Source organism: Streptomyces sp. NPDC058000 (assembly GCF_042886435.1).
Classification (GTDB): domain Bacteria; phylum Actinomycetota; class Actinomycetes; order Streptomycetales; family Streptomycetaceae; genus Streptomyces.
The window spans coordinates 1-15,885 of the sequence record NZ_JBHVQS010000004.1; the positions used below are offsets into that span (position 1 = coordinate 1).

General features: G+C 69.9%; 16 protein-coding genes and 1 rRNA gene. 6 read left to right on the top strand and 11 right to left on the bottom strand.

The annotated features are described in order from the left end of the window. Nucleotides 1-92: ribosomal RNA gene (locus ACFVT2_RS06090) — 16S ribosomal RNA — on the bottom strand; the annotation flags it as partial. 702 nt (nucleotides 93-794) lie between these two features. Continuing rightward, a complete protein-coding gene (locus ACFVT2_RS06095; RefSeq protein WP_390012747.1) occupies nucleotides 795-1,445 on the bottom strand; it encodes a DNA-3-methyladenine glycosylase in 651 nt (216 codons plus the stop codon). Between the two features lie 152 nt (nucleotides 1,446-1,597). On the opposite strand from ACFVT2_RS06095, the gene ACFVT2_RS06100 reads away from it, so the two are divergent. The 3 genes from ACFVT2_RS06100 (at nucleotide 1,598) to ACFVT2_RS06110 (ending at nucleotide 3,887) form a co-directional block, all read left to right on the top strand. After that, nucleotides 1,598-2,380, top strand: coding sequence for a sporulation protein (locus tag ACFVT2_RS06100; RefSeq protein WP_390012749.1), 783 nt, complete (start codon nucleotides 1,598-1,600; stop codon nucleotides 2,378-2,380). 42 nt (nucleotides 2,381-2,422) lie between these two features. Further along, entirely contained in the window at nucleotides 2,423-2,959 is a 537-nt protein-coding gene (locus tag ACFVT2_RS06105; protein WP_390012751.1) for a YbhB/YbcL family Raf kinase inhibitor-like protein, read from the top strand. A 421-nt stretch (nucleotides 2,960-3,380) separates the two neighbouring features. Beyond that, complete coding sequence (locus ACFVT2_RS06110; protein ID WP_390012753.1) at nucleotides 3,381-3,887, top strand: HNH endonuclease; 507 nt, start codon at nucleotides 3,381-3,383, stop codon at nucleotides 3,885-3,887. 36 nt (nucleotides 3,888-3,923) lie between these two features. Here the strand turns inward: ACFVT2_RS06110 and ACFVT2_RS06115 are convergent, their stop codons facing one another. The 4 genes from ACFVT2_RS06115 to ACFVT2_RS06130 all read right to left on the bottom strand — a co-directional run bounded on the left by ACFVT2_RS06115 (nucleotide 3,924) and on the right by ACFVT2_RS06130 (nucleotide 7,110). Next, nucleotides 3,924-4,691 (bottom strand): sulfite exporter TauE/SafE family protein, encoded by a 768-nt coding sequence (locus ACFVT2_RS06115; protein WP_390012755.1) that lies wholly within the window; start codon nucleotides 4,689-4,691, stop codon nucleotides 3,924-3,926. Nucleotides 4,692-4,775: 84 nt separating this feature from the next. Continuing rightward, nucleotides 4,776-5,711: an SPFH domain-containing protein gene (locus tag ACFVT2_RS06120; protein WP_390012757.1), complete on the bottom strand. Its 936-nt coding sequence runs from the start codon at nucleotides 5,709-5,711 to the stop codon at nucleotides 4,776-4,778. 98 nt (nucleotides 5,712-5,809) lie between these two features. Continuing rightward, a complete protein-coding gene (locus tag ACFVT2_RS06125) occupies nucleotides 5,810-6,223 on the bottom strand; it encodes an NfeD family protein (RefSeq protein WP_390013201.1) in 414 nt (137 codons plus the stop codon). Nucleotides 6,224-6,297: 74 nt separating this feature from the next. Further along, complete coding sequence (locus ACFVT2_RS06130; protein WP_390012759.1) at nucleotides 6,298-7,110, bottom strand: ABC transporter ATP-binding protein; 813 nt, start codon at nucleotides 7,108-7,110, stop codon at nucleotides 6,298-6,300. Between the two features lie 90 nt (nucleotides 7,111-7,200). On the opposite strand from ACFVT2_RS06130, the gene ACFVT2_RS06135 reads away from it, so the two are divergent. Then, entirely contained in the window at nucleotides 7,201-8,016 is an 816-nt protein-coding gene (locus tag ACFVT2_RS06135; RefSeq protein WP_390012761.1) for a hypothetical protein, read from the top strand. Between the two features lie 107 nt (nucleotides 8,017-8,123). Here the strand turns inward: ACFVT2_RS06135 and ACFVT2_RS06140 are convergent, their stop codons facing one another. The 4 genes from ACFVT2_RS06140 to ACFVT2_RS06155 form a co-directional block, all read right to left on the bottom strand. Further along, on the bottom strand, nucleotides 8,124-8,369 hold the full coding sequence (locus tag ACFVT2_RS06140) for a chaplin (RefSeq protein ID WP_390012763.1): 246 nt from the start codon (nucleotides 8,367-8,369) through the stop codon (nucleotides 8,124-8,126). Between the two features lie 165 nt (nucleotides 8,370-8,534). Further along, nucleotides 8,535-8,747, bottom strand: coding sequence for a chaplin (locus ACFVT2_RS06145; RefSeq protein ID WP_390013203.1), 213 nt, complete (start codon nucleotides 8,745-8,747; stop codon nucleotides 8,535-8,537). A gap of 217 nt (nucleotides 8,748-8,964) precedes the next feature. Next, entirely contained in the window at nucleotides 8,965-9,648 is a 684-nt protein-coding gene (locus ACFVT2_RS06150) for a response regulator (RefSeq protein WP_390012765.1), read from the bottom strand. Beyond that, nucleotides 9,641-10,786 (bottom strand): GAF domain-containing sensor histidine kinase, encoded by a 1,146-nt coding sequence (locus ACFVT2_RS06155; RefSeq protein ID WP_390012767.1) that lies wholly within the window; start codon nucleotides 10,784-10,786, stop codon nucleotides 9,641-9,643. The genes ACFVT2_RS06150 and ACFVT2_RS06155 overlap by 8 nt, the downstream gene beginning before the upstream one ends. A 498-nt stretch (nucleotides 10,787-11,284) precedes the next feature. Here ACFVT2_RS06155 and ACFVT2_RS06160 point away from each other — a divergent pair, with 498 nt between their 5' ends. Beyond that, complete coding sequence (locus ACFVT2_RS06160; protein ID WP_390013205.1) at nucleotides 11,285-11,932, top strand: nitroreductase family protein; 648 nt, start codon at nucleotides 11,285-11,287, stop codon at nucleotides 11,930-11,932. Between the two features lie 337 nt (nucleotides 11,933-12,269). After that, nucleotides 12,270-12,989, top strand: a complete 720-nt coding sequence (locus ACFVT2_RS06165) for a transglycosylase SLT domain-containing protein (protein WP_390012769.1) — start codon at nucleotides 12,270-12,272, stop codon at nucleotides 12,987-12,989. A gap of 100 nt (nucleotides 12,990-13,089) precedes the next feature. Here the strand turns inward: ACFVT2_RS06165 and ACFVT2_RS06170 are convergent, their stop codons facing one another. After that, on the bottom strand, nucleotides 13,090-15,645 hold the full coding sequence (locus ACFVT2_RS06170; RefSeq protein WP_390012771.1) for an FHA domain-containing protein: 2,556 nt from the start codon (nucleotides 15,643-15,645) through the stop codon (nucleotides 13,090-13,092). Nucleotides 15,646-15,885: the final 240 nt, after the last annotated feature.

Below are 15,885 nucleotides of genomic sequence, written 5' to 3' on the forward strand. Positions count from 1 at the left end.
AATCCCCTCCCGAAAGAGGTTCATCGTTCGACTTGCATGTGTTAAGCACGCCGCCAGCGTTCGTCCTGAGCCAGGATCAAACTCTCCGTGAATGTGTACCGGTAATCCGGTGTGACACTCGCGTTGAGCGGAACCACGAGGAGGAATAATCCTCACGGTTCACAGCGTCCTCGCTGTGTGCCTCCCAAAAACTTGGGAGGGCTTTCAAAGGAACCTCATCTCCATGATGGAGACGGGGTATCAACATATCTGGCGTTGACTTTTGGCACGCTGTTGAGTTCTCAAGGAACGGACGCTTCCTTTGTGCCTGTTTCACCAGGCTCTCCGGGCGCTTCCCTTCGGTCTTGCGTTTCCGACTCTATCAGATCCTTTCGGCCCTGATTTTCGCCGGTGCGATTCGGCCTTTCGGCTTCTTCGCGATTCCAACCTTACCAGATCCGTTTCCGTCTCTGGCCCCCTGCTGGAGCGGGGTCCGGCCGCTTCGCTTTCGCTTTTCGGCCTTTCCGACTTTATCAGATCCTTTTTCGCTTCCGGTTCGCTTCTCAGTGAGGCGCTACCGGTTCGAATTCGGTTCCGATTTCCCGTCGGAGGGGTTTGCCTTTCGGCGTGGTCACTACTTTAGCGACTTTTCCTGACGGCTCATAATCGGGCCGCTCGGGTCGAATTTCGGCAACGCCGAAAAAGACCCGCCAGGGAGTGGTTCAAAGTAGTGGTTTCTGCCGCCTCCGGGTTACGCAGATAGCGCTGCCCGTGTCCAGCGGCTCGGGCCACGTTAGGCGTTTGGCGGGACAGAGTCAAGTAGCCGTGGTGGTGCGCCGCCTGGGGGCGTGGGGGCGGTAGGGACTGACGGTGGGGTCGCCGTCGATCCAGTAGCGCCAGGGGTGGTCGGCGCCGTCGCCGCCGACTCCGGTGCGGGGACCGTTACGTACCCGGGCGCGTGGGGCCGGGGTGCCGGAGAGGATCGTGATCGGGGAGTCGGCGGGGGCGCAGACGTCGGTGCCGTCGAGGGAGCGGTCGATGTCGAGGGCGGTGGCCAGGCGGGCCGGGCCCTTGGCGAGCTCGTTGGTGTTGCGGGCCTTGGGGCGGCGGCCGGTGGCCAGGTCCGTACCGGTGAGGATCTCGCCGGCGCGCAGCAGGACCGCGCTGGCCTGGCCCTCGGGGCCGCAGACCAGGTTGATGCTGAACCACATGCCGTAGATGAAGTAGACGTACGCGTGACCGGGCGGGCCGTACATCGTGGCGTTGCGGGGGGTGCGGCCCCGGTAGGCGTGGGAGCCCGGGTCGCTCTCGCCGTCGTACGCCTCGACCTCCGTGAGGCGGAGTTCGATCGGGCCGTCGGGGCTGTGGCGTACCAGGGTGCGGCCGAGCAGGTCCGGGGCGACGTCCAGGACGGGGCGGTTGAAGAAGTCGCGCGGGAGGGGCGTGCGGTCCGGTACGTCGGTCATGGGTTCCGAGCGTAGTGGAGGGGGGCGGGCGGGTGTCGGGGCCGGTTTGGGCGGGTGTGGAAACGGAATTGGGCTGATCGGAGGGCGGTGCGTAAGGATCGGCCCACGATCGGCCGGCTATGCGGGACGCGTTGTGTCAGGGGAGGACGAGCATGGGGTTCAGGAAGCTGCTGGCGAGTCTGGGGGCCGGGGGCGCGTCCGTGGAGACGGTGCTCTTCGAGGAGAACGTCGTGCCCGGTGGGGTGGTGCAGGGGGAGGTTCGGATCCAGGGCGGGTCGGTGCCGCAGGCCATTCAGGGGTTGTCCGTCGGGTTGCAGGCGCGGGTCGAGGTCGAGCACGGGGACGAGGAGGTGCGGCGGGACGTCGAGTTCCACCGGGTGCGGTTGGGCGGGGCGTTCGAGGTGCAGGCCGGGGCCGTGCACACGGTGCCGTTCGGGCTGGAGATCCCGTGGGAGACGCCGATCACCACGTTCCTGGGACATCCGCTGCACGGGATGGGTGTGGGGGTGGCGACGGAGCTGGCGATCGCGCGGGCGGTGGACTCCAGTGATCTCGACCCGGTGCAGGTGCATCCGCTGCCGGCGCAGCAGGCCATCCTGGACGCCTTCGAGCGGCTCGGGTTCCGGTTCAAGACCGCCGATCTGGAGCAGGGGCAGATCCACGGGACGCGGCAGCAGCTGCCGTTCTTCCAGGAGATCGAGTTCTCGGCGCCGCCGCAGTACCGCGGGCTGAGTGAGGTCGAGCTGTCCTTCGTGGCGGACGACCAGGAGATGGACGTGGTGCTGGAGATGGACAAGAAGCCGGGCCTGTTCAGCGAGGGGTCGGACACCTACCGGTCGTTCACGGTGGGGCTGCACGACTTCGGGGGGACCGACTGGGCGGGATATCTCAACCGCTGGTTGGCCGAGGTCGGCGGGCGGCGCAACTGGCTCTAACCTGGCCGGACAGAGTGTCAGCAAGCGACCAGGAGGTCCGAGGTGTCCGAGCTGAAGCGGCGGCCGCTCCCGCACGATTTCCACCCGCCGGTGGCGGAGTTCACCGTGGTGAGCGAAGAGGTGGAGCCGGGCGGGACGCTGCGGCCGGAGCAGGTCCACGCCGGGGGGAACCGTTCGCCGCAGCTGCGGTGGGAGGGCGCCCCCGCGGGGACCAAGAGCTACGCCGTCACCTGTTACGACCCGGACGCGCCGACCGGTAGCGGGTTCTGGCACTGGGTGCTGTTCGACGTTCCGGCGTCGATGACGGAGCTGCCGGCCGGGGCGGGCAGCGGTGACATGAAGGGTCTCCCCCAGGGGGCCGTGCACGTCCGCAACGACTATGGGACGCGGGACTTCGGGGGCGCGGCGCCGCCGCCCGGCGACGGGCCGCACCGCTACGTGTTCACCGTCTACGCGGTGGACCAGGAGAAGCTGGGGCCGGACGCGGACGTCTCGCCCGCGGTGGTGGGCTTCAACCTGCGGTTCCACGCGATCGGGCGGGCCCAGCTGATCGGCGAGTACGAGGTGCCCGCCGGCTGAGACGGGCCGGGCCGTCGGGCCCGGGAGAAATGCGTTGCGCCCCGGCGCTTCCGCCACCCACAGTGGTACGCGTACCGCCGCCTCCATGAGGCGGCGGGCAGCTGGTACCGCAGTGGCGGGAGCGTCGGGGCGTAGGTGTGTTCGCCCCTTGTTCGCCGGAGTCCCACGCACAGGGGCGTCCGCGCCGGCTGCCGTTCGCTCCGGGTTCCGGGTATGCACGGGGGCCGGGACCCGGAGCGCACTCTCTTCGGGTGCCCCTCACGGCGGCTCCGCCTCGGCTGTGGCACACCTCTTCTTCATGCTGCGCTCACCCGCCATTTCCCTTGTGGCATACGGAAATTGCGTTGTCCGGGAAATACCTGCCCCTGCACAGTGGAGCCACTTCGCCACGGCGGCGATCAGGGTCCGGGAGGTGGACGGGATGCGCGAGACGCTGGTGCTGAATGCGAGCTTCGAGCCGCTGGCGACGGTGTCGCTGCGGCGTGCGGTGGTGCTGGTGATGCAGGACAAGGCGGTCGTCGAGCACGCCCACCCGGGGATGCGGATCCGGGCGGCTTCGATGGACGTACCGGTGCCACGGGTGATCAGGCTCAGCAGGTACGTCCGGGTGCCGTTCCGAAGACAGGCGCCGTGGTCGCGGCGCGGGGTGCTCGCCCGTGACCAGCACCGATGCGCGTACTGCGGGAGGCGGGCGACGACCGTGGACCACGTGCTGCCGCGGTCGCACGGCGGTGGGGACACCTGGCTGAACACCGTCGCTTCGTGCGCGGAGGACAACCACCGCAAGGCGGACCGGACGCCGGAGCAGGCGGGGATGCGGCTGCTCCGGCGGCCCTTCGAGCCGACGCCGGCGGATGCGCTGGTGTCGGCCCTGGGGGTGTCCGTGCGGGACGAGCTGCCGGACTGGCTGCGGGCACTCCCGGCATAACCCCGCAGAAGGCGGGTGGCGTTCGCCCAACTACCTCTACTTCAAGAGGAGTTGGGCGATGGCCACCAGCCCGACCGCGACGATCACGGCACGCATGGCGGCAGGCGGCAGACGGCGGCCGATCTTGGCCCCGATCTGGCCGCCGAGGGCGGAGCCGACCGCGATCAGGATGACCGCGGTCCAGTCGAAGTGGGCGACGAAGAGGAAGAAGATCGCCGCGACGCCGTTGACGAGGGCGGCGAGGACGTTCTTGAGGGCGTTGAGGCGCTGGAAGTCGTCGCTGAGCAGAACGCCCATCAGGGAGAGGTAGATGATGCCCTGGGCCGCGCCGAAGTAGCCACCGTAGACACTGGCGAGCAGCAAGCCGGTGAACAGGGCGATTCCGCCGTCGCGGTGGGCGGTGGTGCCGTTGCGGTCGCGGTGCGCGCGGACCATGGCGGCCAGCCGGGGCTGCGCGACGACGAGTACCAGCGCGACGGCGATCAGGCCGGGGACGACCGCCTTGAAAGCGCTGGACGGCAGGGCCAGCAGCAGGATCGCGCCGGCCAGACCGCCGATGAGGGCGCCGACTCCGAAGCGCAGCACGCGGCGCCACTGGTCGCGCAGTTCGCGACGGTACCCTATGGCGCCGCTGATCGAACCGGGCACCAGGCCAAGGGAGTTGGAGACGTTGGCGGTCACCGGCGGGAGGCCGACGGCGAGCAGGACGGGGAAGGTGATCAGGGTGCCGGAACCGACGATGGTGTTGATGGTGCCGGCGCCGAGGCCGGCGGCGAAGACTGCGACTGCTTCCCAGAGGGACACGTCGTTCTCCTTACATGATCAGGGTTGCCTCCCCGCCGTGGAGGTCGAGGGGCAACCCTGATCATGCACGAGACTCTGGCGCCGTCAGTCGATGGGGGGTGCCTGGCGCTCGGGGCTGCTGGGCTTGGGGATGTTGCCGCCGCCCATGGGGTTGAAGTTGCCGAGGGCGCCGCCGAGGCCCTTGAGGGCGTCGCCGATCTCGCTGGGGACGATCCAGAGCTTGTTCGCGTCGCCCTCGGCGATCTTCGGGAGCATCTGGAGGTACTGGTACGAGAGCAGCTTCTGGTCCGGGTCACCGGCGTGGATGGACTCGAAGACCACCCGGATCGCCTGGGCCTCACCCTCGGCGCGCAGAGCCGCGGCCTTGGCCTCACCTTCGGCGCGAAGGATCGCGGACTGCTTCTGACCCTCGGCGGTGAGGATTTCGGACTGCCGGACACCTTCGGCCTGGAGGATGGCGGCGCGCTTGTCACGGTCGGCGCGCATCTGCTTCTCCATCGAGTCCTGGATGGAGGTCGGCGGCTCGATCGCCTTGAGCTCGACGCGGTTGACGCGGATGCCCCACTTGCCGGTGGCCTCGTCGAGGACGCCGCGCAGGGCCGCGTTGATCTCCTCGCGGGAGGTCAGGGTGCGTTCGAGGTCCATGCCGCCGATGATGTTGCGGAGGGTGGTGACGGTGAGCTGCTCGATCGCCTGGATGTAGCTGGCGACTTCGTAGGTGGCGGCCCGGGCGTCGGTCACCTGGTAGTAGATGACGGTGTCGATGTTCACGACGAGGTTGTCCTGCGTGATCACCGGCTGCGGCGGGAACGGCACGACCTGCTCGCGGAGGTCGATGCGGTTGCGGATGGTATCGATGAACGGGACGACGATGTTCAGGCCGGCGTTGAGGGTGCGGGTGTAGCGGCCGAAGCGCTCGACGATGGCGGCGCTGGCCTGGGGGATGACCTGGATCGTTTTGATGAGTGCGATGAACACGAGCACCACCAGGATGATCAGGACGATGATGATCGGTTCCACAGCGGCTCCCGTGCCCTTCGTTGCTGGTCCATCCGGCCGCGGCCGGCTTGTTGTTGATCAGTCTTTCAGAGGTGCGGGGCGTAGCGCACCGGGTTCGGTCAGATGACGAGGGCGGTGGCGCCCTCGATCTCCACGACGTCGACCTGCTGGCCCGGTTCGTAGACCCGATCGCCGTCGAGGGCGCGGGCGGACCAGACTTCCCCGGCGAGTTTGATGCGGCCGCCGGCCCCGGCGTCGACCCGCTCCAGGACGGTGGCGGTCTTGCCCTTCAGGGCGTCGATGCCGGAGGCGAGCCGTGGGCCCTGGCCGCGGTGGCGGTTGGCGATCGGCCGGACGACGGCGATCAGCGCGACCGACACCGCTACGAACACCAGGAATTGCGGAACGGTGCCGCCACCGAGCGCTGCGGTGACGGCACCGGCGACGGCGCCGACCGCGAACATCCCGAATTCGGGCATCGCGGTCATGACGAGCGGAATACCCAGCCCTACGGCGGCGATCAGCCACCACACCCATGGATCCACGGCCTCATGGTAGATCCGCCGGGTGGCTTGGGGACAGGGCGCGATCGGTCAGTGACGGGCCATTACTTGAGGGGCAGGCCCTGGGCGGTCCAGCGGTCGCTGCCGTTGTGGTCGACGATGAGCGGGAGGCCGAAGCAGTGCGAGAGGTTGCTGGAGGTCAGTTCCAGTTCGAGCGGGCCGGCGGCCAGAACCTTGCCCTGACGGATCATCAGGACGTGGGTGAAGCCCGGCGGGATCTCCTCGACGTGGTGGGTGACCATGATCATCGAGGGGGCGTAGGGGTCACGGGCGAGCCGGCCGAGGCGGCGCACCAGGTCCTCGCGGCCACCGAGGTCGAGGCCGGCGGCGGGCTCGTCGAGGAGGAGCAGCTCGGGGTCGGTCATCATCGCGCGGGCGATCAGGGTGCGCTTGCGCTCGCCCTCGGAGAGGGTGCCGAACTTCCGGTCGAGGTAGGCGTTCATGCCGAGGCGGTCGAGGAAGGCCCGGGCGCGCTGCTCGTCGATGTCGTCGTAGTCCTCCCGCCAGCTGGCGGTCATGCCGTAGGCGGCGGTGAGGACGGTCTGCAGCACGCTCTGGCTGCGCGGCAGCTTGTCGGCGAGCGCGATGCCGGCGATGCCGATGCGCGGGCGCAGGTCGAAGACGTCGACGCGGCCCAGCTGCTCGCCGAGGATCCGGGCGGTGCCGGCGCTCGGGAAGAGGTAGCTGGAGGCGACGTTCAGCAGAGTGGTCTTGCCGGCGCCGTTGGGGCCGAGGATCACCCAGCGTTCCCCCTCCTTCACCGACCACGAGACCTGGTCCACCAGAGCCCGTCCTTCGCGGACCACGGATACGTCCACCAGCTCCAGCACATCGCTCATGAGCGCACTGTCTCCCATTGCTTCTCGGTCGTCGTGTGCGCCTGTAGGCGCAGCCCCCCTGCAAACCTACGCCACTCGTTGTCAGTGCCGTTCCCTAGGCTGGGGACCATGCTCGATGAACCTCGTTCCGGACGGCTGGCAGCATGGGGAAATGCCCTTTTGGCCGGACTTGTCTCACCTGATGATGCCGCGCACCGCATCGCGGACGACGACGCGGTGCACCGCGTCTCGGGCCTGCCCGGGGAGGACGCCCCGGTCGGCCTGACACTCGCCCTGGGGCGGCTGCGGACGCTCGGCGCGCTCGGCCTGCGGGTGGCGCTGCCGGTGCCGGGGCACCCGCTGGGGTTGAGCGGCCCGCCGGAGTTCAATGCGCGGGCGCTGGAGGCCGGCGAGGCGGTGCTCGCCCAGGGCGCCGGGCTCGGGCTGGTCCCGGAGGTGTTCGAGGCGGGTCCCGAGGGCGCCGCCGGCCCCGATGTGCACGTCGAGGTGGTCTGGCACTGCCTGCCGGCGCGGGAGGCGCCGCCGGCCGACGTACCGTCGCTGGGCGAGGCCGAGCGGGAGCTGGCGGAGGCGCTGCGGGAGGCGACGGAGGTGCTCTCGCGGCTGGACGTGGCCGGATCCGGCCCGGTGGCGGACGCGGCGCTGGCGGCGTACCGGGCCCGGGCGGAAGCCGGCCGGCAGGTGCTGGCGCCGGGCTACCCACCGCGGGCCGTACGGGTGCTGGAGCTGGCCCAGCGGGTCGGCACCCTGATCGGCATCGCCCAGGGCGCGGGCGGGGACGGCCGGGAGCACGGCGCCGCGGTCAGCTCGTCGGAGATCGCGGCCCGCGCCGAGGCACTGCGGCCGGTGGAGCGCACCGCCCGGCGGGCGCAGGTGGCGGCGTACAACTCCGCGGTGGAGGAGCAGGAGCGGCGCCGGGGGTGAACGGCAGCAGGTCCCGCCGGCCATGGCGCGGCCGACGGGACCTGTCAGGAGAGCTGGGGCTGAACTGCCCCGGGCGGCCCGGGGAGTTGCACCCCGGGCCGGCGGCGTCAGTTGTTGACGGCCGGGTTGCCGAAGGCGGAGTTGAGCACGCCCACGACGTTGGTGCTGTTCCCGGAGATGTTCGCGGGGATGTGCACCGGGGCCTGGACGAGGTTGCCCGAAACGACGCCCGGGGAGTTCACGGCCTTGCCCTCGGCGTGCCCGCCGTCGTGGGCGAACGCCGAACCGGCGGCGGCACCGACGGCGAGACCGGTGGTGGCAAGGACAAGGGCGGCCTTTTTGACGCTGTTCATGGTGGCGTGTTCCTCACGTGGTGGCACAGGGCCGGAATGACGGTGTATGTGGAGGACGGACCGGCCGCATGGCCAGGGCTGGGCGGGGCCGGTCCGGAGTGACCCGCGCGGGCCGGTGCACGGCCCGGCGCAGGGGTCAGCCGGTCGGAGCGGAAGCTCCTGGGCTCACTTGTTGACGCAGGTGTTGCCGAAGACCGGGTTGAGCAGGCCGATCACGGAGACGGTGTTGCCGCAGACGTTCACGGGGACGTGGATCGGCGCCTGGGTGACGTTGCCCGAGACGACACCCGGGGACTGCACCGCGGCACCCTGGGCCTGCGGGCCGTCGTGCGCCGAGGCGACACCGGCGCCCGCCAGGACGAGACCGGCGCCCGCCATCGTGATGGCCGCAACCCGCTTGATGTTCTTCACTTCTCTTGCTCCTCGTTGCCGATGCCGTGGCCAGCCGCCACGACTGCACTGGGAAACGGCCCGGCACGGAGCTGGGATACGCCAAACGGGCTACGTATACACGACAGTATGAATCTAGGATCCGCGAGGCGACGGTCGGTTCATAGCTTTGAGGGACCGTCAGGATGCTCGTCTCCCCCGGTATTCAGGCACCGATGCCGTGCCGCACGGCCCACAGCGCGGCCTGGGTGCGGTCGGCGAGGTCGAGTTTCATCAGGATGTTGGAGACGTGGGTCTTGACAGTCTTCTCCGAGAGCACCAACGCGCGGGCGATCTCGCGATTGGACCGGCCGTCCGCGATCAGGCTCAGCACCTCGCGCTCCCGGTCGGTGAGGGAACTCCCGCGCCCCTGGCCGCCGTTGCCGTCTTCCTGGGAGAGCAGCGCGCCGGCCACCTCGGGCTGGAGCAGCACGTGTCCGGCGTGCACCGAGCGGATGGCGCCGGCCAGGGCTTCCGGGTCGATGTCCTTGTAGACGTAGCCGGCCGCACCTGCGCGCAGGGCCGGGACGACGGTGCGCTGTTCGGTGAAGCTGGTGACGACCAGCACCTTGGCCGGGTTGTCGAGCGTACGGAGCTGGCGGAGGGCCTCGATGCCGTCCATGCCGGGCATCTTGATGTCCATGAGGACGACGTCCGGGCGCAGTTGCTCGGTGGCGGCGATGCCCTCGGCGCCGTCCGACGCCTCTCCCACCACCTCGATGTCGTCCTGGACCTCCAGGAACGTCCGTAGGCCGCGGCGTACGACCTGGTGGTCGTCGACGAGCAGGACGCGGATCGCGCGCCCCTCGCCCGTGGCCCGTTCCGTACCGCCTTGCGTGCTGTCAGCCACCGGGCACCTCCATCTCGACAGTGGTGCCCGTGCCGGGCTCCGATTCCACGGTGAGCTTGCCACCGACGCCGCCGGCGCGGTCACGCATCGACACCAGTCCCAGGTGCCGGCCGGCCCGGCGGACCGCGCGGGTGTCGAAGCCCCGCCCGTCGTCGGCGATCCGCAGCAGGGCGCCCTGGCCGTACCGGGTGAGGCTGACCTCGACGCGCTCGGCGCCGGAGTGCCGCAGCGCGTTGTGCAGCGCCTCCTGGGCGACCCGGAGCATCGCTTCCTCCTGGGCGCTGGGCAGGGCCCGTACGCCCTGGGCGGCGAAGGTGACGCGGGCGGAGTGGGCCCGGTCGAGGACCTGGGCCTGGGAACGCAGGGTGGCCACCAGTCCGTCCTCGTCGAGGGCCGCGGGGCGGAGCTCGACGACGGCGGCGCGGAGCTCGTCGGCGGCCTCCGCGGCCAGCGCGGCGACCTGGTGGAGCTCGTCCTTGGCGCGGGCCGGGTCGCGGTCGACCAGGGCGGTCGCGGCCTGGGCGGTGAGCCGGAGCGAGAAGAGCTTCTGGGAGACGGCGTCGTGCAGCTCGTGGGCGAGCCGGGCGCGCTCGCCGGCGATGGTCAGTTCGCGGCTGCGCTCGTAGAGGCGGGCGTTGGTGAGGGCGATGGCGGCGTGCTGGGCGAGTATCCCGAGGAGCCGCTCGTCCTCTTCGGTGAAGCCGCAGCCGCCGGTGGGCTTGGGGCAGCGCTTATTGGCCAGGAAGAGGGCGCCGAGGATCTCGTCGCCGTCGGCGACCGGCAGGCCGAGGAAGTCGGACATGTCCGGGTGGGTGGCGGGCCAGCCGCCGAAGCGGGGGTCCTCGCGGACGTCGGCGAGCCGCTCGGGGGTGGCGTTGTGCAGCATCGCGGCGAGGATGCCGTGCTGGCGGGGCAGCGGGCCGATGGCCTTCCACTGCTCGGCGCTGACGCCGTCCACGACGAACTGGGCGAAGCCCCCGTGATCGTCCGGCACACCGAGTGCGGCGTACTCGGCGTCCAGCAGCTCGCGGGCCGAGGCGACGATCGTCTTGAGGACGTCGCGCACCTCCAGATGCCTGCTCATGGCCAGGATCGCGGTGCTCACCGCGGGGATCCCAGCTCCCGGTCCGTTGCTCATGCGTTCACCGTACCGGCGCGCCGAGCGGTCCGTATCGGTCCGCCGACGCTCCGTGCCTAGGCCAGCAGGCCTAGGCCGAACGCCCCGACCCGGCCGTACGCGGGCACTCCACCGCGACCCCTCTCCTCCATCTTTGCGTAGTTATGTTCCTTATTTGCTCTCTATGTATAGAGGTGCGGCTTATGCATGTAGAGACCCCTATATATAGGGGCATCCCATATGGGGTCCGGCGAGGTGTCCGAGGGGGCGGGACGGGCGGGGAACGCAGGAGTCCGGGTTTGTCCCCTTATATAGGGACAGGGTGGATGGGCTCGGCGGGCGGCTTCGCGTCGTTCTCGCCGGGGAGGCGGGCGGTATCGGCACACCTGCGGTGGTCTGGGTCTCATGGCGTCGGTGCGACCCCAGACTCGGGGCATGTCCTCTTCATCTCAGGCGCGCTCCGCGCCGACCACCCCGACGAAGCACTGGACGCCGACCCACGGAGAGCCGTACCGGCCGGTGCCGTACCGGCCCGAGCGGACACCCGCGGCCGAGTCGCTGGCCCGCGCCGCCGAGCTGCGGGAGCGGATGGACCGGCGGCGGACGGTCCGGCAGTTCGCCGCCGACCCGGTGCCCGAGCAGGCGGTCCGGGACGCGATCGCCTGCGCGGCCACCGCACCGTCCGGGGCGCACCAGCAGCCGTGGACGTTCGTCCTGGTCAAGGACCCCGAGGTGCGTCGCCGGATCAGGGCGGCGGCGGAGGCCGAGGAGCAGCGCTCCTACGAGGGGCGACTGGGCGAGGAGTGGCTGGCGGCGCTGCGGCCGCTGGGTACGGACGAGGTCAAGCCGCACCTGACCGACGCCCCGTACCTGATCGTGGTCTTCCAGCAGCGGCACTGGCTGGGACCGGACGGCACCAAGCGCAAGCACTACTACGTGGACGAGTCGGTGGGGATCGCGGTCGGAATGCTGCTGTCCGCGCTGCACCTGTCGGGGCTGGCGGCGCTGGTGCACACGCCCAGTCCGATGCGGTTCCTCCAGGAGGTGCTGGGGCGGCCGGCCAACGAGAAGGCGTTCGCGGTGATTCCCGTCGGGTACCCCGCAGCGGACTGTCAGGTGCCCGATCTGGTACGGAAGACCCTTGACCAGGTGCTCGTCGAGGTCTGACGGCGCACAGCTCGCCCACAGCATGCGTACAGCGTGTGCGACTGCAACTACTACCGGCGAGATAAACCCCTGCCCGATGTGACCCCGCGCATAGGGCGCAGGTCACTTACGACCCTGGTTAGTGGATCAACAAATCGGCCTTGAACTGGGAATATTCCGTCCTGGACGCAATCCCGGCAAGCCCGGTTCCACTAACCGGGGTCGTACGTCACATCATTGCCCGGCGAATTTCCGGCCGCTAAGAATGGCTCCCGTCGCTCGGCGCCGTGATGAGAACTCGGCGTTCTGCCGCCGCTCATGGCCCGTGTGACGTCCCCCATTGGAAGGTCGAGCCGCCATGTCCAAGTACCCCGTCTCCGGTCTGAACCTGACCCGTGTCCACAAGCTCACCGCCGCCGGCATCGCCGCTGCGGGTGCCGCCGCACTGGTCTTCACCGCCGTCCCGGGTGCTGACGCCAGCCAGGGCAAGGCCGAAGCCGCCTCCGCCAGCCTGAACGTCAAGCCGGTCGCCTTCAGCGCCGTCGACACCGCCGCCCGCGCCCAGCAGGCCACCATCGCCCAGCAGGCCGACGCCTCCGCCGCCCAGGGCAAGGCCGAGGCCGCGGCCGCCAAGCAGAAGGCCGCGGCCGCCACCAAGGCGAAGGTCGAGAAGGAGCGCCAGGTCAAGCAGGCCGTGAGCCGCGCCGCCGTCCGCCAGGCCATCCCCGCCGCGGTCCAGAAGCCGGCGAAGGTCTACCCGAACAACCTGGACGGCTGGATCCGCGAGTCGCTGCACGTCATGGCCGAGCACAAGATCCCGGGCAGCTACAACGGCATCTACCGCAACCTGATGCGCGAGTCGTCCGGCAACCCCATGGCGATCAACCTCTGGGACTCCAACGCCCAGGCGGGCATCCCGTCCAAGGGCCTGCTCCAGGTCATCGACCCGACGTTCCGCCAGTACCACGTCCCCGGTACCGTCTGGAACATCTACGACCCGGTCGCCAACATCACCGCCGCCTGCAACTACGCGGCCGCCAAGTACGGCTCGATGGACAACGTCAACTCGGCCTACTGAGCCGGACGTTCGCCGCGGACGCGGCACCGCACACACCGCCGAGGGGCGGCACCCGAAACCGGGTGCCGCCCCTCAGGCGTGCCGTAGCGGTGGCCGCGCGCTACTTGCGCATGACCTCCGGCTCGTGGCGGCGCAGCAGCCGCGCGACGATGAAGGCGAGCGCCACGCCCAGGGTGACCAGGATGACCACGTCCATCACGTAGACGCCGGTCTGGTGCTTCCACAGCGGGTCCGGGGTGCCGGGCTCCCACGGCAGCAGGGTGTTCATGTCCTCGGTGGCGCCGAGTGCGGCGACCGCCCAGCGGGACGGCATCAGCCAGGAGACCTGGGAGACGCCGACGGTGTTGAAGAGCTGGAAGAGGACGCCGGTGAAGACGACCTGGACGATGGCGAACATCACCAGCAGCGGCATGGTCTTCTCGGCGGTCTTGACCAGCGACGAGATGATCAGGCCGACCATCATCGAGGTGAAGCCGAGGGCGATGATCGCGATCGTCATCTCGACGGCCGGGGCCTTGGCGACGAGCAGGCCCTGGGACGGCATCGGCCGGGTGGAGAAGCCGATGGCCGCGATGATCACGCCCTGGAGGGCGGTGGCCACGCCGAGCACGATGATCTTGGACATCAGGTACGCCGACCGCGACAGGCCGGTGGCCCGTTCGCGCTCGTAGATGACCCGCTCCTTGATCAGTTCGCGGACCGAGTTGGCGGCGCCGGAGAAGCACATGCCGACCGCGAGGATCAGCGAGATGGTGCTCGCGTCGCGGTTGGTCTGGTGCTTGGCGACCGGGCCGTACCCGAGGCCGTAGTCGCTGGGGATCAGCAGCGAGACCACGCCGAGGACGGCCGGCAGGATCACCATCAGGGCGAGGAAGCCCCGGTCGGAGGCGAGCACCGAGACGTAGCGCCGCATCAGGGTCCACAGTTGGGAGCCCCAGCTCTGGGACTTCTGTATGCGGGCCGGCGGGGCCTGGACGTTGACCGACTGCGGCGGGGCGGCGTCGAGGTCCGCGGCGTACATCTGGTAGTGCGGGGATCCGCGCCAGCGGCCCGCCCAGTCGTAGTCGCGGTAGTTCTCGAAGGCGGAGAAGACATCGGCCCAGGTCTCGTACTGGAAGAAGTTCAGCGCCTCCTCGGGCGGGCCGAAGTAGGCCACCGAACCGCCCGGGGCCATCACCAACAGCCGGTCGCACAGGGCGAGTTCGGCCACCGAGTGGGTGACGACCAGGACCGTGCGGCCGTCGTCGGCGAGGCCGCGCAGCAACTGCATGACGTCGCGGTCCATGCCCGGGTCGAGGCCCGAGGTCGGCTCGTCCAGGAAGATCAGCGACGGCTTGGTCAGCAGCTCCAGGGCGACCGAGACGCGCTTGCGCTGGCCGCCGGAGAGCGAGGTGACCCTCTTGTCCTTGTGGACGTCGAGCTTGAGCTCGCGCAGCACCTCGTTGATCCGGGCCTCGCGCTCGGACTCCGCGGTGTCGCCGGGGAAGCGGAGCTTGGCGGCGTAGCGGAGCGCCTTGAGGACGGTCAACTCCTTGTGGAGGATGTCGTCCTGCGGGACCAGGCCGATGCGCTGACGCAGCTCGGCGAAGTGCTTGTAGAGGTTCCGGTTGTCGTAGAGGACGTCGCCCTGGTTGGCGGGGCGGTAGCCGGTCAGCGCCTTGAGCAGCGTCGACTTGCCGGAACCGGAGGGGCCGATGACGGCGATCAGCGACTTCTCGGGGACGCCGAACGAGACGTCCTTGAGGATCTGCTTGCCACCGTCGACGGTGACGGTGAGGTGGCGGGCCGAGAAGGAGACCTCGCCGGTGTCGACGAACTCCTCCAGGCGGTCGCCGACCAGCCGGAAGGTGGAGTGACCGACGCCGACGATGTCGTTCGGACCGACCGGCGCGCTCCCGGACTTGGGGACCGGCTGGCCGTTGACGTAGGTGCCGTTGTGGCTGCCCAGGTCGCAGATCTCGAAGCGGCCGTCGGGGGTCGCGCGGAACTCCGCGTGGTGGCGGGAGACCTGGAGGTCGGAGACGACCAGCTCGTTGTCGAGCGCACGACCGATCCGCATCACCCGGTCCATGTCCAGGCGGTGGAAGGTGGTCGGGCTGCGGTCGCCGCCCTGGGCCTGCGGGGCCGGGTGCTGCTGCTGGGGCTGCGCGGACTGCTGCGGCGGGACGGCCTGCTGGGGCGCGCGCTGCTGCGGCTGTTGGGCCTGCTGGGGCGGGACGTACGGCTGCTGGCCCTGCGGCGGGGCCTGCCAGTCCTGCTGGGCCGGCGGCTGCTGCTGCGCGGGCGGCGCCTGCCAACCCTGGTGCGGCGCGGCCGCGGCGGGCTGCGCGCTGAAGGCGTCGGCGGGCGCCGCGGCGGCGGACAGGCTCAGCCGGGGGCCGTCGGTGGCGTTGCCCAGATGGACGGCGGTACCAGGGCCGATCTCCAGCTGCTGGATGCGCTGGCCCTGGACGTAGGTGCCGTTGGTGCTGCCGTGGTCTTCGATGAGCCAGCTGCGGCCGGACCACCGGAGGGTGGCGTGCCGCCAGGAAACCCTGGCGTCGTCGAGCGCCATGTCGCCCTGCGGATCACGCCCCACGCTGTAGGACCTGGACGGATCGAGCGTCCAGGTCCTTCCGTTCAGTTCCAGTACGAGTTCAGGCACTCCATGCCCCATTTACATAGTCCCCCGAGTGACGCCCTGTGTGGGAAGTCTAGGGATGGCGAAACATCGTGAGGAACTATTTCAGGCTCGGCCCACGGACCGGAAACCGGGACGGGACCGGGGTACGGGACGCTCCTGCCGGCATCCGGCGAACCCTCCCGGAGAGCCGGAAGGGCCCGTTCTGCCGGAAATGCCAGAAATTCAGGCCATTCGGTACACCGAGGCGGCGCCGATCGCCACCCCTGAGATCGA

What these genes read in the sequence shown, in the direction of transcription:
- ACFVT2_RS06170 (WP_390012771.1), bottom strand. Translation starts at nt 15,645, where the DNA reads ATGGGGCATGGAGTGCCTGAACTCGTACTGGAACTGAACGGAAGGACC.
- ACFVT2_RS06135 (WP_390012761.1), top strand. Translation starts at nt 7,201, where the DNA reads ATGCTCGATGAACCTCGTTCCGGACGGCTGGCAGCATGGGGAAATGCC.
- ACFVT2_RS06110 (WP_390012753.1), top strand. Translation starts at nt 3,381, where the DNA reads ATGCGCGAGACGCTGGTGCTGAATGCGAGCTTCGAGCCGCTGGCGACG.
- ACFVT2_RS06130 (WP_390012759.1), bottom strand. Translation starts at nt 7,110, where the DNA reads ATGGGAGACAGTGCGCTCATGAGCGATGTGCTGGAGCTGGTGGACGTA.
- ACFVT2_RS06140 (WP_390012763.1), bottom strand. Translation starts at nt 8,369, where the DNA reads ATGAACAGCGTCAAAAAGGCCGCCCTTGTCCTTGCCACCACCGGTCTC.
- ACFVT2_RS06155 (WP_390012767.1), bottom strand. Translation starts at nt 10,786, where the DNA reads ATGAGCAACGGACCGGGAGCTGGGATCCCCGCGGTGAGCACCGCGATC.
- ACFVT2_RS06095 (WP_390012747.1), bottom strand. Translation starts at nt 1,445, where the DNA reads ATGACCGACGTACCGGACCGCACGCCCCTCCCGCGCGACTTCTTCAAC.
- ACFVT2_RS06100 (WP_390012749.1), top strand. Translation starts at nt 1,598, where the DNA reads ATGGGGTTCAGGAAGCTGCTGGCGAGTCTGGGGGCCGGGGGCGCGTCC.
- ACFVT2_RS06165 (WP_390012769.1), top strand. Translation starts at nt 12,270, where the DNA reads ATGTCCAAGTACCCCGTCTCCGGTCTGAACCTGACCCGTGTCCACAAG.
- ACFVT2_RS06145 (WP_390013203.1), bottom strand. Translation starts at nt 8,747, where the DNA reads ATGGCGGGCGCCGGTCTCGTCCTGGCGGGCGCCGGTGTCGCCTCGGCG.